The sequence below is a fragment of the Hoyosella sp. YIM 151337 genome, from assembly GCF_026041215.1.
Classification (GTDB): domain Bacteria; phylum Actinomycetota; class Actinomycetes; order Mycobacteriales; family Mycobacteriaceae; genus Hoyosella.
The window spans coordinates 76672-101323 of sequence record NZ_JAPEIQ010000044.1; the positions used below are offsets into that span (position 1 = coordinate 76672).

A 24652-nucleotide genomic window follows, 5' to 3' on the forward strand; every position below is an offset into this window, starting at 1 on the left:
TGTGATGGCAGTACAAGCTGAGGTCGGCGACCGCCTCGAATCGATCACCCTAAAGACCGCGGACGGTGAGCCGGTGGAACTGGACTCGCTCCTCACGCGTCCCACGGTCGTTGTACTCGTCCGCTACTTCGGTTGCATGCCGTGCCAGGCGTATCTGAAGGAGATAAGTGCACATCTCAATGAGTTCACTGCCGCAGGGGCCGCCGTTATCGGGGTCGGCGGTGCCGCTGACTACCAGGCGAGGCATCTCACCGAAAGTGGTGTGAACTTCCCCCTCTTGCTCGATCCCTCGCACAGCCTCTACAACGCCCTGGATCTCAAGCGGTTCCCCTGGTGGCGGCTACTTACCCCTGAGACTTGGTGGCGCTACCTCAAGGCAGCTCGGACAGCACGGCAAGGGCGCATCACCGCGCATCCGCTCCAATCACCTGGACTCGCAATTCTCGCCACTGACGGCACGATCAAATACCTTCACCGCGGGCATACACTCGGGCACTATCCGCCGGTCGAAGAAGTGCTGAACGCGACGCGTTGACGGTGTCAAGAATCCTCAACGCACGCTAGCCCAAAAGCCGCATTTTGGGCGCTTTCGCGTTTAGGCTCGTAGGCGCCGCTCATGCGGCCACTAATCGCGACTTCCTGCGAAGGGCTTTAATCGTGCTCGCTTACACCCGCAAGTCAGGCGCCGCTATCACCACCGCCGTCGCCGCGGCTTTCCTTCTCGCCGCCTGCCAGTCGACCCCCGTGGATGAGGAGACCGCTCCCCCGCCTGCGGCTGGCCCGGATGACGAGGTGACTGCCGCGAGCTTCGAAGTGTGGGCACTCGACCAGGCTGACACCGTCGAGGACGGCGGCGGGCTGCTGTACATCTGGAACGGGGACGAACTGGGCAGCGATGCGCCCTCAGACGCAACCGCTGAAGTCATCGATCTTGGGGCCGCCGCGGAGGCCGCGGGGTGCGAACTCGCGCAGCGGCCGCACATGGTTCTGCCAAACAATTCAACGCCACCGACGCACATGATCATCTCCAATGTGGCGTCCGGTGATACTCACTTCATGGACATCGAGACCCGCGAAATCACCGGCTGTGTCAACACGGCTGAAGGGTTTGACGGTGCGGGCGGCTCGCACGCGGCGCATGCGAGCGTCGCGAGCCCAGATGACAGCTTCGTCATCGTTGCTGACATGAATCACGGTGACGACTCCGGCTTTCTCCACAAGATCCAGACGGACTTCAGTTCGGACTCCTACGAACTCATCGAAACACTTGTGCTGGAGGATTACGCGGCTGAACTCGACAGTGACTTTGTTCGTCCGATCTGCCACGAGTTCACCTCTGACGGGCGTTTCGCCTACGTCACCCTGGCTCAGGGCGGCCTCGTGATTGTGGATACCGGGACTGCTGACGGAAGCACGCCCATGGAGGTGGTGCGAGTACATCCGGCGGACACTATGCCGGGTGCCGGGTGCGGTGCGTTCCCTGTCTCGGATGACGTGATGCTCACCAACGGGGAAAGTGGCGCCTCCGGAGGTGACGATTTCTTGTTCTTCCACAACACCAGTGGCGTCAACGACGGGGACTTCCCTGCACCCTTCACACTTGAGTTGCCCGGGGAGGATACCCACGGCACAGCCTTCTGCACCGATGCAGACGAGCGGGAGTACGCGCTCACCTTCATGCGCGTGAGCAACGACATCAATGTCGTTGACATCGAAGCACGCGAAGTTGTCGCGACAGAATCGATGGCTACTGGCTTCAGCCCTAATCCTGCTCCTGATCTCGCCTACCACAGAGACGGAAAGATCTACGTCAGCCTGCGCGGCGCGGAGCCGCTGACAGCCATCACAAGCCTGGTCGATGCCGATCGTACGCCTGGCGTGGCAGTCCTCACCGTCAGCGACGATTGCCGCACCTTCACGTGGACCGAAAACGACCTGCTCACTATGGAAGACAACCCCAACACGGTGAACGTCGACGGAAACGAGGTTTCCGCAGCAGATCCGCACGGACTGGCGGTGATCGAACGCTAGTGAGCGCGTGCTACGCCCGGATGCGCTGACGGCAACGGCCCGAACAATCAGCGCACTAGTCGGCCAGCTTGCGCTGCATCAACTTGTGGAGGCCAAAAACTACGGCAACCACTACTACCGCGACGATGCCCGCCACCGCGGCGGCTGCTCCGGGATCGCTGCGCACCAAACCTCCTGCGATGGCGCCGAACGACGCGAATATCCCGATCCACGCTGCGGCGCCGACGCCCCACCACAGCATGACGCGCCGGTAGGAGATGCCGTGCGCGGCCGCGATGAAGGGGGCAAACGCATGCATCAGCGGGAGCACGATCGCGAGCGCGATAACCGGTCCACCACCGCCGCTGTGCAGATATTTTTCCGTGCGCTGCCACACTGAGTGCCAGCGGGGACGGTGCTGTGCCCACCCTTTGATCCGGGCACCGAAGAGCGCGCCGAGGCCGTAGCCGATCGTGGCTCCGCCGATACAGCCGAACACCCCCGCTGAAATCACCGCTACCAGTTGTGCTGGGTGATCGACGCTGACGCCAGCGATAAGCACGGTGATGTCGCCTGGCACGAACGGCCCAACGAAGGCCGTGGTGTGGACGAGCATGAGCGCCGCGAAGATCACCGCGACGAGTGCGGGATGCTGAGCGGCGAGGCCGTGGAAAAGCTCGATAATGTGGACTTCCACTCAGCAATCGTGTCACACGGCGCCGTTACCGTTCTCGAATAGCCGATTCGATTCCGCCGACGCGGTCCGCAAGCAGGCCGACTGCCCCGACCGCGCGTGTGACCGGGTCGTCCTCCGCACCGCCGAGTGCCTGCGCACGCCGGAAGCCTTCCTTGACAGTTTCCCAGCGCCGCTGCTGTTCGGGAGTAAGCCGACCGCGGATCTCGCCGAGCTTGAGCAGGTTGGATTCGGCGCCCGAGGTCAGCGTTTGCGCTTCACCGAGGTAATGGTCGTCGATGACGGCTTCGAGTTCTTCGTCGTTCATGACGGGGGCGATGCGCTCCGCCAGTCTCCCCATGTTGCGATATGAGCCCTGCAGCTGGAACGGCGGCTCTGTCCGGTTAGCATCAGCGGTTGCCGCGGACGCGATGTATGCCTGGTTGACCGCCAGCACGACCTGCTGAACGCGCAGCATTTTCTTCATCACAGCGAGCACTTCGTCCATTTCCGCGGCCGAATACGGGTGCTGCAGCTGATCTGGCCGGGCGGTGCTGTCGCCGCGGGCGAGACGGACGATCAGGTCGATATCTGAGCGCTCACGCGCCGCGAGCGGTGCGAGCACTTGATTCGACGTCAGTGCGTTCTCGATGTAGCTGAGGGCGAACAAGTCCTCCCGGCCGGACAGGACGTCGCCAAGGTTCCATACGTCAGCGCGGTTGGCGAGCATGTCGGGAATCCGGAACCGTTTGCCTTGCTCCGTGTAGGGGTTACCGGCCATGCACACCGCGAATCGCTTGCCTCGCATGTCGTAGGTGCGAGTACGCCCGTTCCACACGCCTTCCATCCGGCGCTGGGCGTCGCACAGAGAAATGAATTTCTGCAGCAGTTCAGGGGAGGTGTGCTGAATGTCGTCGAGGTACAGCAGGACGTTGTTGCCCATCTCGAGCGCAAAGTTGATCTTTTCAACTTCTTGCCGGGCCGTCGCGTTCGGCGCTTCCGCGGGGTCGACGGAGGTGACATGATGTCCGAGCGCTGGGCCGTTCACCTTGACGAATACGACCCCGAGCCGGTTAGCGACGTATTCCATCAGCGTCGTCTTGCCGTACCCGGGTGGACTGATGAGAAGCAGCAGACCTGACTGGTCGGTTCTGCGGCCATCCCCGGTTGCTCCGAGTTGTTTTGCGAGGTTGTCACCGATCAGCGGTAAATACGCGTCATCGAGCAACCTGTTGCGCACGAAACCGCTCATCACGGTGGGCGCATACTCGTCGAGACGCAGCCGCTTCCGTTCCCTGACGACCAGCTCGTTGCGCTGACGCTGGAAAGCACGGTATCCCGGGACGCGAACCGCGCGGAAATGCCCGGTCCTCGCCAGCAATTCGTCGAGCCGGAAGGTCAGCTTCCGGCCTTGAATGCGGGGGTGCGATCCCAGCATCGGTTCGGCAGTGCCGGTGATACTCGCAGACGATTCGTACCGGTCGAGACGGGTGCCGGTGACTTCTATCGCGACAGCTTCCGCGAGGTCGCCTTCGGTTGCGGCGCTTTCATCGGGTGCGGAGTCGCGCGTGGCGATGAATGCAGTCAGCCATGCACGCACCAACTGCAGACGCGCGGACACGTCGCCTTCCAGTGCTCGCAAATCCTCGTCGAAATCCATCCTGGACTTTGCGGCCGCGCCGCCGAGGGCACGATGGAAACGGTCCAGCAGGGTGCGGGCACCGTTGCTGCTGACAAAGCGCGCGGAACCAGCAGCCAGCTCTTCAAACAAATACTCGCCCACGAGTTCCTGATCACCCGGTGCAACGAGAATGTCGTGGGCCGCACTGAAGCGCGTGACAGCTGCGGATAGTTCGTCTGCGAGTGCGTCCACAGCTTCGGTGCGGCCGAAAACGTTGCGGGCCCGGTGCAACGATGCAGCGCGGGTCTCCCACGCCGAGAATTGTTCGGCACCCGGACCGTCCGGCCCATAAGCCCAGAAAAGCTGGGCTGCCGCGCGCGCACCCGGCGAGTATCGCAGCAACTCTGCACCCGCATGAAGACGCAGGACCTCGCTCAGTATGCGTGCCGCATCATGGTCGTGGACGCCGCGCTCGTAGCCTTCGTCATAGCGTGCCTCCGCAGCGCGCCGGACGAGGGCCTCTAGCTCCCCGTCCGCGACGAGGGCTTCGCGCAGTTCGTCGGCCGTGCCACCACGCTCCGCCTCAGCAAGCAGCGCCGCAGCGAGGTATTCGCCGCGGTACACATCGTTCGTCTCCGATACGAGCAGCTGGTTCCAGTAGGGCGCTGTCTGCGCAAACTCCGGGTCTGTGACGTCCGCCCGGTAGTCCGTGCCGGTGATCGCGAAGGCCATACGAGTGTCACCGTCAGCACCGTGTGGCACGAGTGTGAGGTCCATGGCTTGCGTGTTGACGGCAAACCGGTGCTTCCCCAATCGGATGGTTTCGCCACCGTCGGCGTAAAGGTCCTGACGGTCCCGCAGCGACCGGCCGGCCTCTTGCCGCGCGGCTTTGATGCGGCCCTCGATCTCTTCCGCGCGGACCGAGTCGCCGATTTCCCGCAGGTCACCGGCGAGGCTGCGGAGTTTCGCCACCATCGGGTCTGACGCGAAGTATGTGTTTACCTCGTCGACCGTGTTCATCCCCGCGACGCGGCGGCTGACGGAGGCGATGATGCGCTGCGCAGAGTCCGCGAGCCGGTCCGCGCGCCGGGACCGCTCGTCCAGCAGTGCCTGTTTACGTGAGGAGAAGGCCTCGTATACGTCCTCGCGTTTGGTGCTCAGTTCGTCGAGAAACTCGTCGAACTCACTGAACCGGGATTCGAGGTTTTCGAGTTGCAGCAGCAGGCGGCCGAGTTGTTCGTCGCATGCATCCGGGGAGTCCGCCACTGCAAGTGCTCCCGTGATCGCTTGCCCCAGTAGCCCGAACTCGGCAGCGAACTCCGCGCGGCCTTCGCGCGTCAGCAGTTCTTTCCGGCGGGATTCAACCGTGGCGCGAGCACGGTTGACGCCTGCGAGCACCTCCCCGATTCGTTCGAGGATCCGGGTGCGCACTACCGCGTCACCGATCTCCAGTGACGAGACAATCTGCGTCACGACCTGCAGACCATCAGCTTGCTCCGCGAGTCGCGCGGTAATCGGCTGGGCCGACGCGACGGTGTCGATGCTGTCCGCATCATCGATGAGCTGACTGATGTCGCGGTGGAAGCTGTCGAACGCGTCGTCACCGCTGAGAAACTCGACTGCGCGGCGGCCCGAGTCGCTGAGCGCCTCTGACAGCTGCTCGTCGAGCCCCTCGAGACGCGCTGTGTCCACGTAGCGCATATCGCGCAGCGTGATGAGGTGGCCTTGCTGTTTGCGGAGGTCGGCGAGCAGCGTTACCCAGCCGTCGGCTGACCGGGGCGCGCTCCCCCGGCTGATCCGGATAAGTGAGGCGATTTCGGCTTCAGACTCATCCACTGCGCGGTCTGCCTGAGCCGTGAGCGCCGACACCTTTTCGAATTCGTCGATCACCCGCTCGGCGGTCTCTTTGAGGTCACGTAAGGGCTGGAGCAGGTCGCCCGCTTCCTCACTGCCAAGCCAGTGATAGTGATCGCTTGCCCGCGTGGCGGCGGCGATCATCGCTTCGAACACCGCTGTGGCTGGTGTCATTTCACCGACCATACGGGCGAGGGAAAGGCAGTCGGAGATACCGCGCACGAGGTCGGCATTGCCGATACGTTCCAGCGGTCCCGTGCCTGCGGGCTGTGCCGCAGCGTAGACGTCGGATTCGTACGGGGTTTGCCACACCTGCATCGGGTGGACGCGAGTGGGCTCATCCGAGTCTGCCCGGAACACCACGAGCGTGCCGTCATCGAACAGCGAATACCCATGGCACGGAACGGGATTCGCGGCTTCTTTCCGGATGACGTTGTAGGGAAGCAGCAGCGTGCGCCCCTCTTTCCGGGCGTGAAAGACGTAAAGGACATCCTCACCGTTTCCGGAGCGAATCACACGCTCGAACTCGAGGTCCGCCGTATCGGTGTCGAACGTGCGTGCGCTTCCGGTTTCAAGGTAATAGCCGCCTGGAAAGATCAGGCCCTGATCCTCGGGCAGTCGGCGACACGCCTGCCCGATTCCGTCGAGACGCTCAATGTCTTTCGTGCGGGTGTTGAAAACGAGATAGCGCCAGATCTTCTCGTTGTAGGGCCGGATCTTCAGCAAGATGAGCGGACCCACCTCCGCGAAGTGGACGTCCGCATCGGCGAGGCTCTGGAGCGGCTCGTCAACGGGCTCCTGATAAATGCCCTCGCCGCTCTCCGAGTTGTCTTCGACCTTGATCGTGAGGTTGCCGCCAACAGTTTCAACGAACACCTGGCCGCGAATCGAGATATGCGGATGGCGGCCCAGAACGTGGTCGTCGCGGGTGGTTTCAGTCCACTCGAAGTCGTGCTGCGCCGGGAAGACGTGATCGCGTTCGCCGCGGTTATCCAAATACGTGACGGTGCCGTCGGTGCTGATTCGCCACCTCAGCACCTTGACATCTTCGGTGCGCACACCGGTTTGGAAGATTGCGAGCAGCTTCCCTTCCACTCGTCGAAGCTGCAGCAGTCGCGTTTCGCGATAGTAGCGGTACAGCTCAGCGAAGTGCCGCTGAAAGGTGCTGTCCCGCAACAAGCCTGGCATCTCGTCGGGAGCTTCGTCGAAGCGGAACGTATCACCGTCCCGTACGAATCGGTGCAGCGAGAAGACGTCGTCGACAGTTGTTTCCGGCTTCAGGCCAATGAACACGTTGTAGCCGAACAGCATGAGGCCACCCTCGCCCCCTGATGGGAGCGCCACAATGTCGCGAGGGACGCAGTTGTGTTCAGTCCGGATGCGTTCGGTTCCGATCAGGCGGAGTTCTGATCCGCCGAACACCTCGACGCGTCTCGCGTTGAGTGCTTCCGCTCGGCGGGCGAGTTCTGCCGCGTGCTGGGCGAGTCGGCTGCGCAGCACCTCATAAGTGCCGCCCTCAAGTTCGGCCTCGCCAGTCCGGGCTTCGGGTGAGCTGACCGGTGTGGACGACGTCATGGCTTAGCGTTTGCCACCGGGACGTCGGCCAGCCCGAGCTTCCGCGCGTTGCCGAGCAACTGGCGCAAACCTTCTGCCTGCGGGCCGCCCTGGTTGATGAGCTTCAAGAGGAGGGCAGAAACGGTGAGGTTCTTGACGTCTTCCGTCCCGGCCGATTCGAGGACCCGCGACAGGTCTCCGGCGAAGCTCTGCGTCCCATCCAGCCAGTCTTTGCCGAGGACTTGAGCGACTTCGGAGTTGTTGACGAATCCGTCGACGCCCTTGCCGAGCGCGATGGATCCCATGAGGCGGTCGAAGAAGACGCTCTCACCGCCGACGATGTTGATGTCGGCCTCTTTGAGACCGGCTGCGAGCACAGCGGCTTGGTGTTCAGCGACCTGCCTGTGCACATCAATTCCCGCGAGCCGAACGTCCTTCTCGAGTTCGAGTCGCAGCCGGTACTCTTCGTGCTCCCGGGTCGCAGCATCGAGCTTCGCCATCGCGTCAGCTTTCTCAGTGAGACCTTCCGACTCGGCTTTCAGCTTTTCCCGGACAGCGTCGGCAGCGGCGAGTGCCTTCTCGCGGTCAACCTGGGCTTCCGCGCGGCCGACCTTTTCGATCGCGTCCGCATCGCGTTCACGCACCTGAACTTCAGCGAGACCCTGGGCCGCTGTTTCGGCCTGCTGTCCCTCAGCGAGCCGGATCTTGGCGCGCGCTTCAAGCTCGGCAGCCTGCTGGGCTGCCTCGGCAAGCGTGAGACGTTCTTTCGCTTTGTGTTTCGCCGCCGCCTCTGCCGCTTCGGCAGCTTTGATGTCTTTAACGAGGTTTTCTTGTGCTTCGGCTTCGGCGCGGATGACGATCGCCTGGCGGTCACGCTCCGCAGCTTCGACGGCGCGCAGCCGGTTGATGCTCTCTTCCTGCTCCGCGACAGTCTTATCGACGGCGATCCGTTCCCGTGTCGCCTCCGACACCGAGCGGCGTTCCGTTTCGACCTCACGGTCCTTAGCGATGCGCTGCAGCTCGGTTTCGCGCTCGCGGTTGATCACTTCGAGCAGGCGGTCTTTCTCGATGCGCTCGGTTTCGACCGCGATGACGCGTTCGCGGTTCTTTTCAGCAACCGCGATCTCGCGCTGCTGGTTCTGGGCCTGCACACCAATCTGTTCCTCGGTGCGGATGCGAGCGCCTTCCGACTTGAGCCGCTCTTCCGCCTGCACACGCTGTGTTTCAGCCTCCTCACGCGCTACCGCCGTTTCAACTTCCCGGCGCTGTTTCGCTTCCGCGTCAGCCTGCTGCCGCTCCAGCTCGAGAATCGCTTCCCGCGCTTCGACGTTCTGGCGGGTGATCTCTTTTTCTTCGTTGCGCCGGTAGTCGTTCGTGCGGACGTTCTCGATCGCCGTGAGTTCGGTGATCTTACGAATGCCCTGCGCGTCGAGAATGTTCTTCGGATCGAGCTGGGACATCGGAGTCTGCTCGAGGTAGTCGATCGCGGCGTCTTCGAGACTGTAACCATTGAGATCGGTGCCGATTACCCGGACGATCTGATCACGGAACTCGTCCCGTTTGGTGTACAGGTCTTCGAAGTCGAGGTGCTTGCCAACCGTCTTCAGCGCTTCCGAGAATTTGGCGTTGAACAGGGCCTGCAGCGTGGACTGGTCACTCGCCCGCTCGGTACCGATGGCTTGTGCCACCTTGATGACGTCCTCGATGGTCTTGTTGACGCGAACGAAGAACGTGATCCTGATGTCCGCGCGAATGTTGTCGCGGCAGATCAAGCCATCGTGGCCGCTGCGCTCGATTTCCATCGTCTTGACCGAGATGTCCATCGTTTCGGCCTTGTGCAGGATGGGCAGCACCACAGCGCCGGTGAAGGTGACGTCAACCTTCTTCAGCTTCGAGACGATCAATGCGCTGCCTTGCGGCACCTTGCGGTAGAGGCGCGTCACCATGAAGATCACCGCTAATACGGTGAGCAGGATGGCCGCTATGACCACACCTAAGCCGGCAGCGATCGTATCCACAGTGTTTCCTCTTTCCTCCGGGCCTCGCTACGGCCTGAACGTGTCGAGCGCGGGATCTACTGGCGCGACCCAGAAGAACTCGCCATCAGCGTCGTAGTCGTAAATCAAAGCAGAGCTTCCCGCTCGCAGCGGTGTCTCCTGCGCATGTTCGGCGGTTTGACGGACCTGGACGATCGCGGACGATCCATCCGGTGACGTCACCTCCGCCTGCCCAAAATCAGGCCCCACACTGGAGGTTCTGACGACGCATATCTTCCCCACGAAATCAGCGCGCGACTGCGCCGGCACCTGATGAAACACACGCTTGAGCGGCGCAATCAACACACGTGTGCCCACCATGGCAATGCATAGCGCAAACACCAGGACGCCAATCAGAGCGGCCACGAGGCCGGCGCCGCTCACTGCGCTGTCCATCAGAAGAACGCCGCCGACGATGCTAGCCAGCCAGGCAATTATCACGAAGAACGACAACGCTATCGTCACCGGAACGCCACCGAGGCCGAGCCCCTGCTGCCAGCCCGGCGCTGCGTCCGTATCAGCGTCGCCGTCCAAGACGTCGAGACCGGCACCCCCAACGAGGACGAGGAGCCAGTAAGCGACCACCACGAAAAATGCGAAGGTGAAAATGACGGCGGGAAAACTGAACGCAGCGTCCAGCAAACCGCTCATTGTGCTGGCCCCCTCTGCCGTCATCGCGCCGCCGTGCGCCATTACCCCCGGGTTTGGATCGTTGCACACTCGGCAGCGCCTCACAACTGGTACGAGAATTCGCTGGCACCAACCCAATTACCGCTAGCCGCTGCCTGCGCTAACCAGGTATAGATGGTGGGGTGAGTAGCGCACTTGAACCGCAAGTCCAGGCCGGCGTGAAGTCCGGGATCGACCTTGACCATCGTGACCCATTGACGCGCCCGCAGGACGACCTGTTCGAGCACGTCAACGGCAAATGGCTGACGGAGCACGTGATCCCGGCGGACCGGGCTCTCGACGGCGCGTTCCGCAAGCTCTTCGATGAGGCTGAAGAGAATGTGCGCGCGATTATCGAAAACGCTGCGGCCGCCGTGGAAGAGCCAGACTCCGACGCGGGCCGTATCGGCGGGCTGTACGCGAGCTTTATGGATGTCGCGCGCATCGGCGAGCGCGGCCTTGCGCCGCTGCACGCCGAGTTCGAGATGGTCGAGGCGGCAGACAGCCCGGAGGCACTCGCAGAACTCATGGGGTCACTGCAGCGCGCGGGCGCGGGCGGTGCCATCAGCTATTACATCAATACCGACGCGAAGAAGAGTGACCGCTACCTCGTCTATCTTTCGCAATCCGGCATCGGCCTGCCCGACGAGTCGTACTACCGTGACGGCCAGTACGCCGAGATCCGGGACAAGTACGTTGCACACATCGACCGGATGTTCTCGCTTTGTGAGACACCGGCGGCCGCCTCGCAGGTTTACGAACTAGAGCGGCAGCTTGCCGCTGGGCACTGGGACGTGGTGAAGCGGCGGGATGCCGAGCTCAGTTACAACCTCTTCACCCTCGATCAACTCGTCGTGACTGCCCCTGGTTTTCCCTGGCGGAGCTGGATTCAAGGGCTAAGCGCCACCGAATCTCACTTCGCTGAAGTCGTCGTTCGGCAGCCCGATTACCTGCGCACACTGAGCGAACTATGGTCCACGTTGCCGCTCGACAGCTGGAAAGCGTGGCTGAAGTGGCGAATTGTCAACACCCGCGCGCCATATCTCACCGACGATATTGTCGAAGCCAACTTCGATTTTCACGGTCGCACCCTGAGCGGCGCGGAGGTAATCAGAGACCGCTGGAAGCGAGGCGTATCGCTCATCGAGCACCTGCTGGGTGAGGCGGTCGGCAAGCTGTACGTCGAGCAGCACTTCCCTCCCACAGCAAAGTCGCGCATGCAGGAACTCGTCGACACGCTTATCGAAGCGTACCGGCAAAGCATCACCACTCTCGAATGGATGAGCCCGGAGACACGCCAAGCGGCGTTGCGGAAGCTGGAGAAGTTCACACCAAAGATCGGCTACCCCGATGCGTGGAAGGACTACTCGAATGTCGTCATCGATCGCACGGACCTCTACGGCAACGTGTGCCGGGGCAGCGCTGCGGAACATGACCGTGAATTTGCGAAGCTCGGTGGCCCGGTAGACCGTGGGGAGTGGTTCATGACTCCCCAAACCGTCAACGCCTACTACAACCCCGGGATGAACGAAATCGTCTTCCCCGCTGCCATTCTGCAGCCACCGTTCTTCGACCTCGAGGCTGACGATGCAGCCAACTACGGCGGCATCGGCGCGGTCATCGGACACGAGATCGGGCACGGATTCGACGATCAGGGATCAAAATACGACGGCGATGGCAATCTGGTGAATTGGTGGACAGAGCAGGACCGCAAAGAATTCGGCGTGCGGACAACCGAACTCATTGCGCAATACAGCTCATTTGAGCCCAAGGCATTGCCTGGCAAGAAAGTGAATGGCGACTTCACTATCGGGGAGAATATCGGCGATTTGGGTGGCCTCGCTATCGCATTGAAGGCATACAAGATCGCCACCAATGGTTCAGAGCCGCCCGTGCTAGATGGCCTCACGGGCCTGCAGCGGGTGTTCTTCGGCTGGGCTCAAGTATGGCGGACGAAGGTCCGCAACGAAGAGGCTGAGCGTCGCCTGGCAACGGATCCGCACTCCCCGCCGGAGTTCCGGTGCAACGGCGTGATCCGCAACATCGACGACTTCTACGAAGCGTTTGATGTCAAGGAGGGTGACGCGCTGTTCCTCGATCCTGACCAGCGCGTAAAGATCTGGTAGTGGCAATGTTTGGGCTGTTCAGCGTGCCACTGCGAGCCGCGGAATCGATCGCCGCCGCTGCACGCGAGACAGCCGCCCACGCCATTACCGGCATCAGCAGCCGGGCTACCGAGACCGTCCACACTGTCGATGTCCGCGGCCAGCTATCCGTCCTGCAGCACATCGTGCAAAGCGGCATGCTGGATCCCAACGGGCCGGTAGACCGGTTGCTTCAGCGGGGCGGCCTGCTGGAGCAACTCGCCCGGGAAGACGGCGTCGTCGAGCGGCTCATCGAGCGTGACGGTCCGCTCGACAGACTCCTTGAACGCGAAGGCCTACTCGCGAAAGTCACCGAACGCGACACCCTTGAACGGCTCATTGCGCTGACCGACACCCTCGATCGCCTAGGGCCGGCCTTGGACCGCATCGGCCCTGCCCTGGATATGCTGAACGCCCGAATCGCTACGCTGCAAGACCTCGTCGCACCGGGGACCACCGTGGGTGACCTGGTCGCCCGGTTCCCATTTCGTCGCCGTCCGCCTGCACCCCCAAGCTCGGGCCGTTCGGCCCCGGAAGCCTAAGCGCTTTTCGCCAGCGCAGGGCCTTTCGGCGCAGTGCCCCGCAGCTTGGGCGGCAGTTCGAAGAGCCACGTCAGTCGCATCGCAACAAGTGCTTTGTGCAGGTACAGCGCCAGCATGATCGTGGCGATAACCACAAGCGCAGGTGTCGCCAGCTGAAGCGCGGGCAACTCTGCGACGATCGGCACCTTGATGAGGCCGTAAACGAGTATCGCGATCACGATGTCGAGCATCAGATACACGGGCAGTGTGTTCTTGCCGACGGTGTTGAGTAGCCCCCCGAACCAGGTACCGGCGAGGCGTGACGCGACGAGCACACCCGCGACGAGACCCGCCGTCGTAAGCACGACTTTCAGCCCAGGTACTCCGACGGGCAGGGCTTCCTTGAGGAGGTAGTAGATGCCTGCGTAGAGCGCCACCGAAGCGGAGATCCAGAGCAGCGTGTTCCGGTTACTGATCCGGATAATCACGGTTCGCAGGTGCAGGCCGAGCAGGAAGTACACGAAGTACTCAGCCAGGTTGTTCCACGACCAGCTGACAACCGGGAAGTACTGGGAATAGATATTCAGTGCTACCGCCACACCCAGCTGAACAGCTACCGGCAGTTTGGTGATCAGCTTCGCGGCGACCGCGAAGACTGCCAGGCCGTAGATGAACCACAGCGCGCTATTCGGTATGTATAGCCCGCTCACGATATTCGCGAGGGTTGCGTACCCGTCATGCCGGACTTCAGCGGGCAAAACGTTGTGGACGGCGAAGAAGACGACCAGCCACAGCGCGTATAGGTAGAAGAGGTGGGCGACGCGACTGCGCAGCATCTTTGGCCACGTCATCGCGATCATGCCTTGTGCGAACAACCCGGACGCCACAAAAAAGAGCGGCATGCGGATCGGTTGCAGCACGCCGTTGATAGTGCGCCAGAAATCCGGCGCGAGGTCCTTGGTGACGAGCATGTTCACGGCGTGCAGCAGCACGACGAGAACGATGGTCATGCCTTTCGCGATGTCCACCCACTGCACACGCGGCTGTTTCCCTTTCGCCGCCACGTGGTGCGTGGCGGCGCGCGTGGGCGGCTGACGGTCGTCGAGCAGGCGCGCGCCAGCTACCTCGGGTGCGGAACCGGCGCCGCTCGGCCGCGGTTCGGACACCGCGACTGAACCAGCCAGTGCGGTACCTTTCTGCGGTGACGCCAGCATTCCACCATCTCCCTTTTGTCTGTTTTTAGTCGGGGAGAGTTGCGCGCCGACGCGGAAAACAGGTGAATCGCGGCGCTCCGACCTGAGAAAAGGGTAAAAGCCCAGGCCGGAGAGCGGAAGACCGGTGCAGTGAAAGTCACAAAGAAAACTATGCGGTTTCTTTACCTACTCGTTGTTCCAGAGACACCAGTGCATCGTCTAAGTAAGTGAGGATCCGCTGCAGGTGCGGCACCGACTTCCGGCAGCCGACAACACCAAAATCCAGGTTCCCAGCATTGCTGGTCAGTGTGATGTTCAGCGCCAAGCCGTCCATTGCGATCGACAGCGGGTAGATCCCGTCGAGGCGGGCGCCATCCCAGTACAGCGGCTTCTTAGGCCCTGGAACGTTCGAGATCACAATATTGAACGGCGGCGGAGCGTGCGAAACATACCCCGGAAACGGGGCAAACGCGAGTGGAGCGACCATGAAAGCACCCACAGCCATCGCCTGCAAAGGACTCAATCCGGTAAGCATTCGCTTCGCCTGACGCATCGAATTCGTAATGCATTCGAGACGGTCAATAGGGTCCTCGAGGTGGGTTCCGAGGTTGGCGAGAACGCTTGTCACCGCGTTGCCGCCATTGGACTCAGCGACGAGGCTGTGCAGCGAGACCGGCACCATCGCGATGAGAGGTTCGTCAGGCAGCGCGTTCTGAGAGATCAGGTAGTCACGCAGTGCGCCGCCACACATCGCAAGGACAACATCGTTGAGTGTGCACTCGGTCGCTTTCCCCACTTCCCTGATCCGCTCGATCGGCCAGGATTGTGCGGCGAACCGGCGCGCCCCTCCGATCGGAACATTGAACATGGTGCGGGGGGCGCGCAGTGGCAGCACCATGTCGCGTTCGCGCACTGCTTGCCAGCTGATGCGAGCAGCAGCCGGAACCCCGCCCGCGACGTCACCAACGAGGTCGGCGCCAGCTTTGGCGAGACCCAGTGGGTTGAATACGGCCGTTTTCCCGGCCTTCTGCTTTCGCGTCTGCGGCGCAAACGGAGCCGGCGTCCCCACAGCCTCCGGATCTTCGAGGAGCACCCGCTGCAGCGTCCGGAGCGCAGACACCCCGTCGATGAGCGCGTGGTGAACCTTCGTGTAGACGGCGAACCGGCCGTCTTCGAGGCCTTCGATAACGTGCGCTTCCCAAAGCGGCCGGTGGCGGTCCAGCAGCGAGCTGTGCCACCGGGACGTCATCGCGAACAGCTCGCGTATGCGGCCCGGCTGCGGCAGCGCGGAAAGCTGGACGTGATAGTCGAGATCGATATCGCTGTCGGTAGTCCAGAAGAGATTTCTCGGCGTATTGAAAGGCGTGCCGGGGCGGCGCCGAAATTTATCCGCGACCTCCGGCGTGTCGAGTAGCTGCTGGTAGCGTTCGCGGACAAACTCGGCCCCAGCACCTTCCGGCGGAGAAAAGAGTTCGAGTCCACCAACATGCATGGGATGTTCACGACTCTCAATTGCAAGAAACATAAAGTCTTGCGGCAGCATCAGAGCCATTCGTTCGCCTTCCCCCCAGAGCGCCGTGGACCGCTGGTCACATACGAAACGTTTAAGAAACAACTACGTAACGAAGTGATGCTTTTCACGATGATCCGTTGTACATTACATCGACCTGACCCGTACGACGACGAACGGAGGCGACAGAGTGATGTCTAACCACATGCGTCACACGCGCCCCCTCCGTCTCGTGGGGAACACCGCGACCGCGCAGGCATTTCCGCAGCACTCCCACATCGTGCGCGAGAATTATGTCGGCGTCAGCCTACAGGCGGTAGCCCTCGCGTCGACGTTGCGACTCACAGTGCGGCCGTTCTTGTCCGTGTGGGCGAAATGGCCACACCTGCCGTGGCCGACTGGCATCGTTGACCTCGCCGGTTCGGTCTTGCCTCCGGTACCCGGCACCCGATACCGGCCCGTCCAGTTACCCCAGTGCAAAGCCGAATGGGTCCGCGCTGAGGACGTCAACACTCATCGCGTTGTCCTCTATCTGCACGGTGGCGCATTCGTCACCTGCGGCCTCCGCACCCACCGGCGCATGGTCTCGCTGATCTCTGCGTCGGCGCAGTCCCCAGTACTCAGCGTTGATTACCGGATGCTGCCGCGGCACACGATCAACCACGCCATCGAAGACGGCGTGTCCGCGTACCGCTGGCTGCTGCGGCGCGGTTACCGGCCCGACCAGATCGTCATCGCGGGCGATTCGGCTGGCGGGTATCTCACGTTTATGGTCACCCTGGCCTTGCGGGCGCAAGGCATGCCCATGCCAGCCGGGCTCGTTGCGCTGTCCCCTCTTACGAACCTGAATCCCGCATCGAAGCTGGCGCACGAAAACTCGACCAAGTGCGCGCTGTTCGCCGCAGATGTCCTCAACGTATTCACGGAGTATGCCGACCGCGTGGAACAGCGCTTGCTCATTGGCGGCGAGCCAGGCCCACGAGTATGCCCCGTGGATAGTGATCTCAGCGGCCTGCCGCCCACACTCCTGCAGGTAGGCTCCACCGAAATGCTCTACTCCGACTCCGAGATCATGGCGGAACGGCTGTCGCATTACGGCGTCGACGTCAGCTTGCAGGTGTGGGAACGCCAAGTCCACGTGTTCCAGGCCGCTGCCGGACTTGTCCCGGAATCGTCACGCGCGATTCGCGAAATCGGCCGCTTCGTGCGCGAGTCGGTCCCCATTCAGTCCTTCGGCCGGTCACGGTCCTTGCTCGGCTGAACACGCTTCGGCTCGCCTGGCATTTTCGGATAGTTCGGTGGATACGGGAGTTCACCCTCCCCGTTGTCGTCATCGCGCGCAAACCACTCAAGCAACGGGTCAAGTGAGTACTGACGCTCGTGCAGATTCGCGTGCGGATCGCCCCGCTCGCTCACGAGACCCGGCACCGTCGAGATCGTGAACTCATCCGGATCCGCAGCATCAAGTTCCTGCCACGTCAGTGGCGCGGAGACTGTCGCGATTGGCGTCTTGCGCGCCGAATATGCCGAGGCAACGGTGCGGTCGCGCGCGTTCTGGTTGTAGTCGATGAAGATGCGTTCACCGCGCTCTTCCTTCCACCATGCCGCGGTGGCGAGGTCGTCACTGCGGCGGACCACTTCGCGGGCGAGGGCAATCCCCGCCCTGCGTACCTGGATGAAGTCCCAGCGAGGCTCGATCGGCACCGTGACGTGTATGCCGCGGCCGCCCGACGTCTTCACAAAGCCCTCATACCCCAGCTCTCCTAATATCGGGTTGAGGACATCTCGAGCAATGGTCCGTGCTTCGGAGAATCCGGTACCCGGCTGAGGATCGAGGTCCACACGCAGCTCATCGGGCCTGTCCGTGTCAGTGCATAACACCGGCCACGGATGAAAGGTAATTGTCCCCAGGTTCGCGGCCCACACGACGTCGGCTGCAGCGGTCACGCGCAACGCCTCCGCCGTTCGGCCCGAGGGAAACGTCACCGTGCACGACTTCACGTGGTCCGGGCGCCGCGCCGGTACACGCTTCTGGTATATCTCCTCGCCTTCGACGCCGTCCGGGAACCGCTGCAGGTTTGTCGGACGGTCACGCAACGCAGCGAGGATCGGCCCCTGCCCGGAAATATCAGCCATGGCACGGTAGTACTCCACCAGATGCCGCTTCGTGCCGCCAGACGCACCGAGCCGCGGATAATAGATCTTGTCAGGATTCGACAACCGCACCTGCGTACCACCGACGTCCAGCATTTCCGCGCTCATGCCGCCAATACTGCCCGAGATCAGTTGCTTCGGGTGGCAAACCGGGTCCAGTCAGCGGATCCGCTAGCCGTCGCTGTCCAGCGAATTCAGCGCGGACTCCGCTTCCTGGAGTTTCCTTTTCAGTTCGTCGACGCGCTTGGCAGCGGCCTCACGCGCGGCGCTTAAGGCGTTTTCGACAGTCTTGACGGCAGCCGGGTTTTGCAGCTCGCGCACCGCACGCACCACAACATCCGGCTGGATGCGTGCGGGCTTGAGCTGCTGCCCACCCGGCCGCTCCACCTCAAGTGTCCACTCGCCGGATTCATCGGACCGGAGAATGAGCGCGCAAGGGCCCGCTTTGCTGGCTGCGCGCCGGCGCACGGGTGCCGGCACTGATACTTCCGGAGGCCGGGGCGGTTCGGCGGGGGCCCCGGCCGCGCGTTTGCTGGGCGCCTTCCGGGTGCTGGATTTGGCTGGCGGGGCTTTCTTTGGTTCAGCGGGGGCCGCCTTGGTGCGGCGCAGCTCCTCAGCTTCGAATGGAATCTCGTCATCGACGCCGCGCGGGCGAACAATCACCGTACGCCCATCGACGGCGACCACCCGGGCGGACGCGCCCGCTTCGAGACCCTGTCCCGGCAGCGGTTCACGCAGGTAGACCGTGGCGCGTTTGCCAGCTGCCACAGTGTCCGCGAGTTCACGCAGTTGTTCATCCGTGAGATGTGTTGTCGGCTTTGCGGCTTTAGGTGTCGTTGCCATACACCACATTGTGTACGGGAGTGACGAAATCGGCGTTTCCGGGTTCGGTTTTCCCGTGTTAAGGAGTTAACCTACATGCTGAGCGAATGAGCTCTGTCCAGGGGGTTTAATGGCTATCGCCGCTGCGGGTGCGACACGGTCGCACAGCGATCTGAGAGAGTTCCGCATCCCTTTGTGGGCACATGCAGGCCTGCTCCTCGGTTCGGTCTTCGTGGTGGTGCTCCATATTCGTGCCGTTCCGATTTCGGCGCAGCATTGGGGACTCTTCCAGAACATGGTCGACGTTCTCGTCTACGGCGCGGGCGGCGTTCGGGTTCGCGAGGGCGTGCCGCTTTACGACGGCAACGTCCTCACAGACTTACCCTTCACGTATCCGCCGTTCGCTGCAGTGCTGTTCACTGGAGTGGCCTGGATCGCCAGTTTCGGGAAAACAATTCTCATCGCAGCATGGTCCGCGGCAACGATCGGCGCACTCTGGCTGACCATCGTGCTTTCCTGGCGCGCGTTGGGATACCGCGTCAGCTGGCAACTACTGGTAGTCAGCACCTATCTCGCTTTCATTGTGACGTGGCTGGAGCCGGTTCGAACCACCATTTGGTATGGGCAGATCAACCTCATACTGATGGCACTATTGATCTGGGATCTCACCCGCCGGCACGGTAGTGCGCTTCGAGGGTGGTCAGTGGGCATCACGGCAGGGATCAAACTGACCCCCGGCTTCTTCTTCGTCTATCTGGCGCTCACCAAACAGTGGCGGGCATTCGTCACGGGAGCAGTGGCTTTCGCCGCCACAGTCGCCGTCGGATTCCTGGTCATTCCGCGCGATGCACTGACGTTCTGGCAAGGCACCATGCTGCAATCAGAACGTGTCGGCGAAATCAACTCGCCGGCCAACCAGTCAATAACGGGCGCGCTAGCCCATCTCTTGCGGGTGCCGGAACCGCCACTCGCGGCTGTCGGCGCGGCAACCGTCGTGGTGCTGCTCCTCGGTCTCACCGCGATCTGGCTGGCACATCGGGCGGGGCACCAACTGCTAGCGCTGACTCTGACTGGGCTTACCGCATGCATGGTGTCTCCGTTTTCATGGGGCCACCACTGGGTGTGGTTCGTCCCGCTGCTGATCATCCTGTGTGACTACGCCGTGCGAGTCCAGCACCGCGCAGTTGCCGCGCGTTTAGCCTGGCTACTGCCGATAGCCCTGTACCTTGTTGCTGCGTGCTGGATTCAGGAGTTCATTGACGAACGTCAGCCCACGGGTGTGTTCTATGCGATCGGCACGTTCATGCTGTTGCCGCCACAGCCCGGCCTGGTGACGCTTGTCAGGGTGGCTTACCCGCTCGTCTATCTCATCATCGTTATCATCGTCGTCGCAGTTTTCCTCACCGGCGCGCTCCGCAAGCGATCTCGAGCAAAACATCGCGACGGTGATCTGAACCAGCCCGCGGCCGCCGCCGAGCCGGTTCGGTCGCACAACCCTCCTGCGCCGGACACGCTCCACATCACGCGTGAGCGCCCGGAGATTTCAGCCTGGCACTGAGCCGCGCAGCCACACCGGGTGGCGAAGCCGTCCTGCAGTTGTCCAATCCTGGAAGCGAACGGTACCGGTGAGTTCGGGGCGCACCCACACCGCGTCGCGCAGTTGCTTGTTCCTGGATTCCGGTTCGGTGTCCCAGTCCGCGAACGGGCTATGACCCTGTTCAAGTTCACTGAGCCGCTGCAACAGGCCGGTCCGCTGCTTCTCGGACCAGCCCGTCCCCACTCGTCCCGCATAGCGAAGCTCACCGCCACGCTCCACGCCCACGAGCAGCGCACCGATTCCCCCGCCACGACCCCCTTCCCCGGGTTTCCAGCCCCCGACGATCACGTCCTGTGTGCGCCAGTTCTTGTGCTTGAGCCACGCAGTGCTGCGCTGGCCCGGCAGATACAGCGAGTCGCGGCGCTTTGCGATGACGCCCTCCCAGCCCTGCTTCTCCGATTCCTCGATCGCCTCTTCCGCTGTACCCGTGAGCAGTGGCGGAACGGTTGCACAGTGCAGCAGACCAGCGATCACCTCCAGCACCTTTCGCCGGTCCGACCAGGGCTTCCGCGTCAGCATCGTGCCATCGAGATACAGCACGTCGAACACGAGATATGTGGCTTCACGCGGCGCTTCCTGCAAGCGCGAAAAACTGGTGACGCCGCCCGCATCGAACCCCACGAGTTCCCCATCGAGCACAACCTCATGGCCGCGCAGTTCATCCGCGAGTTGGCGCAGCTGCGGATAGTCGCGGGTGATGTCGAGGCCGCTGCGGCTGAGGAGACGCACTCCGTCGGCTCCCACTTCCGCGATCGCCCGGTAGCCGTCCCATTTGCCTTCGAAGGCCCATTCGGCGGAGTCGAGCCCAGTGATGGCCGCGGACTTCGCAAGCATCGGAGACAGGCCCCGCGGCACACCGCGCCCGCGGACCGCTTTCTCAGCCTCCGTTTTCATTTTGTGCATCAGCCAGTTTTTGCCCCCGGTTTTGATCAGCGCGTACCGGCCCTGCGCACGCTCGCCGTGCAGCTCGACGATCACCTCATCGTCACGCCACTTCTCGAGTGTGTACGTCCCGTGATCCCAGATGTACACCTCGCCTGCGCCGTACTGGCCCTTGGGTATCTCGCCGCTGAAGCTGCCGTACTCCAGTGGATGGTCTTCAGTGTGGACAGCCAGGTGGTTGACATCCGGTGATTCGGGGATGTTTTTGGGCACTGCCCACGACACAAGCACACCGTCCCGTTCGAGGCGAAAGTCGTAGTGGAGCCGGCGGGCGTGGTGTTCCTGGATGACGAACGCCGGCTCACCGTGTTCTTCCCCCGGATCGTCCTGGGTGTCCGGAACGGGTTCGGGCGTAAGCGCCCGGTCCCGTTTCGCGCGGTATAACGCGAGCCGGTCAGGACCTGAAGCTGCCACTTTGTGCGGTTCCGCAGACAAGGGGTCACCCAACTCGTCAACGCGACCCAGAACCTCTGAGAAAGTGAGGTGCGCGAGCTCCGGATCGTCCAGTTCGTCCCACGTTCGCGGCGCCGCAACGTACGGACGGGCCAGACCGCGCAGCGAGTACGGCGCGATTGTCGTTTTCGCTGCAGAGTTTTGGCTCCAGTCGACAAACACCTTTCCCGGCCGTGCGGCCTTTGACATTGTCGCAGTGACGAGTTCAGGTGTTTCCTTCTCGAGGCTCGCGGCCACCGACTGCGCCACCTTCGACGCTTGGGGTGAGGACACTGGATCGTCAAGGTGCACATACAAGTGCAGGCCCTTGCTGCCGGACGTCACTGGGTGGACCTGCAAGCCGAGGCTGCGGAAGATCTCCCGGATACGGCGGGCTACAGCCGCGCAGTCGGCGAGTGTGGTGCCTGGGCCAGGGTCGAGGTCGAATACGATTCGATTCGCAGGCCCCGCCTTGCCCGCGCGCGCAATCCATTGGGGTACATGCACTTCCAGCGCGGCTTGCTGGCCAATCCAGACTAGTGTGGCCGTAGAGTTCAGCAGTGGATAGGTGACCGTTCGGCTCTTGTGTTCCAGCGGTAGCCGCGGTATCCAGTCCGGCGCAGAGAACGGAATGTTCTTCTCGAAGAACGGCGCGGCTGCGACCCCGTCAGGCCATCGTTTTCTCGTTGCGGGCCGGTCGCGGATATGAGTCAGCATCACCGGCGCGATCGCTTCGTAGTACGCGATCACCTCACCTTTTGTCGTTCCTGTTTCCGGATAAAGAACTTTGTCGAGGTGGGTGACGGCGATTGTGTATCCGTCGATGACGAGTTTCGACATTCAGACCCTTCCGCTGGGTGTCCCCGGAACAGGTTGTGGGCAATACTAAGATCATGCGCTCTATATGGAAAGGTGCACTGACTTTCGGGCTCGTAAACGTGCCCGTGAAGGTCTACGCAGCCACGGAGGACCACGACATCAGTTTCCACCAGGTGCACGCTGAAGACCGGGGGCGCATCAGATACCGCCGTGTTTGCGAAGAATGCGGCAAACAGGTCGAATTTCGCGACATCTCCAAAGCCTATACATCCGAGGATGACGAGATGGTGATCATCACCAACGAGGACCTCGCGAGCATTCCCGCCGACATCACGCGAGAGATCGAAGTCGTGGAATTTGTTCCCGCCGAGCAAATTGATCCGCTTATGTTCGATCGGTCCTACTACCTGGAACCGGACGGCAAATCCACAAAGGCGTACCAGCTGCTCCAGAAGACGCTCGCAGACACCGACCGCATCGCGATCGCGCATTTCGCGTTGCGTAACAAAACACGGCTTGCCGCTCTGCGCGTCAAAGGCAAAACCCTCACTGTGCAGACGCTCCTGTGGCCGGATGAAATCCGCGACCCAGAGTTCTCGTCACTCGAAAAGGAGGCGAAGATCAGCAAGGCTGAGCTTGACATGGCCAAACAGGTTGTCGATGCCATGACGAAAGACTTCGAGCCTGACCAGCACACCGATGAGTATCAGGAAAAGTTGCGCGAACTCATCGAGAACAAGCTCGCTCAGGGCGAGTCGTACACACCTCCCGAACCTGCTGCTGAGGAACTCGACAAGGATGTTTCGGATCTGCTTGCGTCCCTTGAGGCGACGCTGAAAGCGAGCAGTCAGAAGAAATGATCAACCTCGACGCTTTGCTTGCGCCGGTCGACGCATTTCTCGATCAGCACTATCCCGTCCCCTTCCGGCGCGGCCAGCCACCGCACACCGTGTACGTCAGCGGTGCTGACGCATCAGCAGGTGTGCCGCAGGCGTGGGGAGCACAGGCCCAGGGCTTAGCCGACGATCATCAGGAGCTGCTCGCCTCGCTCGACCAGCGCGGTGTCTTGCCGCGGGTGCTCACCCAGCTCAACGACCGGCCCATCCACGATCTGCGGTTCGACTTCGAGGATGGTTACGGCTGGCACGATGACGCGATTGAGAATCGGCACGCATTGCGCGCTGGCGAAGCCTTGCAAAGTCTTTGCCGCCAGCCAGACGGCCCGCTTGCGTGCGGTATTCGCCCCAAAGGACTCGCCCCACACGAACGGCACCGGCTGGTGCAGACACTCGAAGCGGTGCTCGCGGGAGCCGGCGGCGTCCCTGCTGGTTTCGTGTTCACAGTCCCGAAGTTGCGGCATGCCGACCAGGTGCCGGCAGTGGTGGCGCTGTGCCGCGAGTTCGAGCGCGTGCATGGCCTCGATGAGGGCTCACTGAAGTTCGAGCTGCAAATCGAGTCACCGCAAGCCGTGCTCGCCGCAGACGGAACAGTGCCGCTCGCCCGCGCGGTCCATGCGTCTGAAGGGCGCTGCACGGGACTGCATTTCGGCACCTACGATTACAGTGCGGCGTGCGGGATCGCGCCTCAGCACCAGTCTCTCGATCACCCGGTGGCCGACCACGCGAAAGCCGCGATGCTCGTTGCCGCGGCGCAGACCGGGGTGTGGGTCTGTGACGGTTCGACTCAGATCGTCCCGGCAGGAGATGCCGCGCAGCAGGCAGGGGCGCTGCGAAACCACCACAGGCTCGTGCAGCGGTCGCTTGCGTACGGGTTTTTGCAGGGCTGGGATATGCACCCGGGCCATCTCGCGACCCGCTGGCTAGCCACGTTCGATTTCTATTGGGAATCACTCGAAGTCGCCGCGCCACGGCTCGAAAGCTACTTGCAGCGCCGATCAGGCGGCGTCGTCGACGAACCAGCGACTGCCGAGGCCCTTGCGACGGTGATTCTGCGGGGTCTTGATTGCGGGGCGTTCGGCGAAGCTGATGTGCTCGCGCTGAGCCCACACAGCAGCACAGAGATACTGGAAGGGCTGGTGCAGCGCACGCTGCCCGATATTTCCAGATAAGCGCCACTTTGCGGTACCGGAGGATTTTTGAAC

The 24652-nt window shown here is 62.4% G+C and carries 17 protein-coding genes; 8 read left to right on the forward strand and 9 right to left on the reverse strand.

From position 1 onward, the window contains the following. Positions 1-4: 4 nt before the first annotated feature. Positions 5-535, forward strand: coding sequence for a peroxiredoxin-like family protein (locus ONR57_RS21465; protein WP_265125744.1), 531 nt, complete (start codon positions 5-7; stop codon positions 533-535). Positions 536-657: 122 nt separating this feature from the next. Further along, positions 658-2031: a hypothetical protein gene (locus ONR57_RS21470; protein ID WP_265125745.1), complete on the forward strand. Its 1374-nt coding sequence runs from the start codon at positions 658-660 to the stop codon at positions 2029-2031. 55 nt (positions 2032-2086) lie between these two features. Here ONR57_RS21470 and ONR57_RS21475 read toward each other — a convergent pair whose 3' ends face one another. From ONR57_RS21475 to ONR57_RS21490, 4 genes are read right to left on the reverse strand one after another with little or no spacing between them, the layout of a single operon-like run. After that, a complete protein-coding gene (locus ONR57_RS21475) occupies positions 2087-2707 on the reverse strand; it encodes a DedA family protein (protein ID WP_265125746.1) in 621 nt (206 codons plus the stop codon). 25 nt (positions 2708-2732) lie between these two features. Further along, entirely contained in the window at positions 2733-7733 is a 5001-nt protein-coding gene (locus ONR57_RS21480) for a DNA repair ATPase (RefSeq protein ID WP_265125747.1), read from the reverse strand. Continuing rightward, on the reverse strand, positions 7730-9730 hold the full coding sequence (locus ONR57_RS21485; protein ID WP_265125748.1) for a flotillin family protein: 2001 nt from the start codon (positions 9728-9730) through the stop codon (positions 7730-7732). The genes ONR57_RS21480 and ONR57_RS21485 overlap by 4 nt, the downstream gene beginning before the upstream one ends. 27 nt (positions 9731-9757) lie before the next feature. Next, a complete protein-coding gene (locus tag ONR57_RS21490) occupies positions 9758-10399 on the reverse strand; it encodes a hypothetical protein (RefSeq protein WP_265125749.1) in 642 nt (213 codons plus the stop codon). A 161-nt stretch (positions 10400-10560) separates the two neighbouring features. Here ONR57_RS21490 and ONR57_RS21495 point away from each other — a divergent pair, with 161 nt between their 5' ends. Together ONR57_RS21495 and ONR57_RS21500 are read left to right on the forward strand one after the other, a co-directional pair. Beyond that, a complete protein-coding gene (locus ONR57_RS21495; protein WP_265125750.1) occupies positions 10561-12543 on the forward strand; it encodes a M13 family metallopeptidase in 1983 nt (660 codons plus the stop codon). Then, a complete protein-coding gene (locus tag ONR57_RS21500) occupies positions 12543-13103 on the forward strand; it encodes a hypothetical protein (protein WP_265125751.1) in 561 nt (186 codons plus the stop codon). The genes ONR57_RS21495 and ONR57_RS21500 overlap by 1 nt, the downstream gene beginning before the upstream one ends. Here the strand turns inward: ONR57_RS21500 and ONR57_RS21505 are convergent. After that, on the reverse strand, positions 13100-14296 hold the full coding sequence (locus tag ONR57_RS21505) for an acyltransferase family protein (RefSeq protein ID WP_265125752.1): 1197 nt from the start codon (positions 14294-14296) through the stop codon (positions 13100-13102). The genes ONR57_RS21500 and ONR57_RS21505 overlap by 4 nt on opposite strands. A 148-nt stretch (positions 14297-14444) precedes the next feature. Next, entirely contained in the window at positions 14445-15827 is a 1383-nt protein-coding gene (locus ONR57_RS21510; RefSeq protein WP_265125753.1) for a wax ester/triacylglycerol synthase family O-acyltransferase, read from the reverse strand. 151 nt (positions 15828-15978) lie between these two features. Between ONR57_RS21510 and ONR57_RS21515 the strand changes: the two genes are divergently transcribed. Next, positions 15979-17046, forward strand: coding sequence for an alpha/beta hydrolase (locus ONR57_RS21515; protein WP_265125754.1), 1068 nt, complete (start codon positions 15979-15981; stop codon positions 17044-17046). On the opposite strand, the gene ONR57_RS21520 is transcribed toward ONR57_RS21515, so the two are convergent. Continuing rightward, entirely contained in the window at positions 17010-18047 is a 1038-nt protein-coding gene (locus tag ONR57_RS21520) for a DNA polymerase domain-containing protein (RefSeq protein ID WP_265125755.1), read from the reverse strand. The genes ONR57_RS21515 and ONR57_RS21520 overlap by 37 nt on opposite strands. Positions 18048-18110: 63 nt before the next feature. Further along, positions 18111-18782: a hypothetical protein gene (locus ONR57_RS21525; RefSeq protein ID WP_265125756.1), complete on the reverse strand. Its 672-nt coding sequence runs from the start codon at positions 18780-18782 to the stop codon at positions 18111-18113. A 109-nt stretch (positions 18783-18891) separates the two neighbouring features. Here ONR57_RS21525 and ONR57_RS21530 point away from each other — a divergent pair, with 109 nt between their 5' ends. Further along, on the forward strand, positions 18892-20319 hold the full coding sequence (locus ONR57_RS21530; RefSeq protein WP_265125757.1) for a glycosyltransferase 87 family protein: 1428 nt from the start codon (positions 18892-18894) through the stop codon (positions 20317-20319). On the opposite strand, the gene ONR57_RS21535 is transcribed toward ONR57_RS21530, so the two are convergent. Further along, positions 20305-22572: an ATP-dependent DNA ligase gene (locus tag ONR57_RS21535; RefSeq protein ID WP_265125758.1), complete on the reverse strand. Its 2268-nt coding sequence runs from the start codon at positions 22570-22572 to the stop codon at positions 20305-20307. The two genes, ONR57_RS21530 and ONR57_RS21535, sit on opposite strands and share 15 nt — an antisense overlap. Positions 22573-22625: 53 nt before the next feature. Between ONR57_RS21535 and ONR57_RS21540 the strand changes: the two genes are divergently transcribed. Continuing rightward, positions 22626-23411: a Ku protein gene (locus tag ONR57_RS21540; RefSeq protein WP_265125759.1), complete on the forward strand. Its 786-nt coding sequence runs from the start codon at positions 22626-22628 to the stop codon at positions 23409-23411. Next, positions 23408-24619: an HpcH/HpaI aldolase/citrate lyase family protein gene (locus ONR57_RS21545; protein WP_265125760.1), complete on the forward strand. Its 1212-nt coding sequence runs from the start codon at positions 23408-23410 to the stop codon at positions 24617-24619. Before ONR57_RS21540 ends, ONR57_RS21545 begins: the two co-directional genes overlap by 4 nt. Positions 24620-24652: the final 33 nt, after the last annotated feature.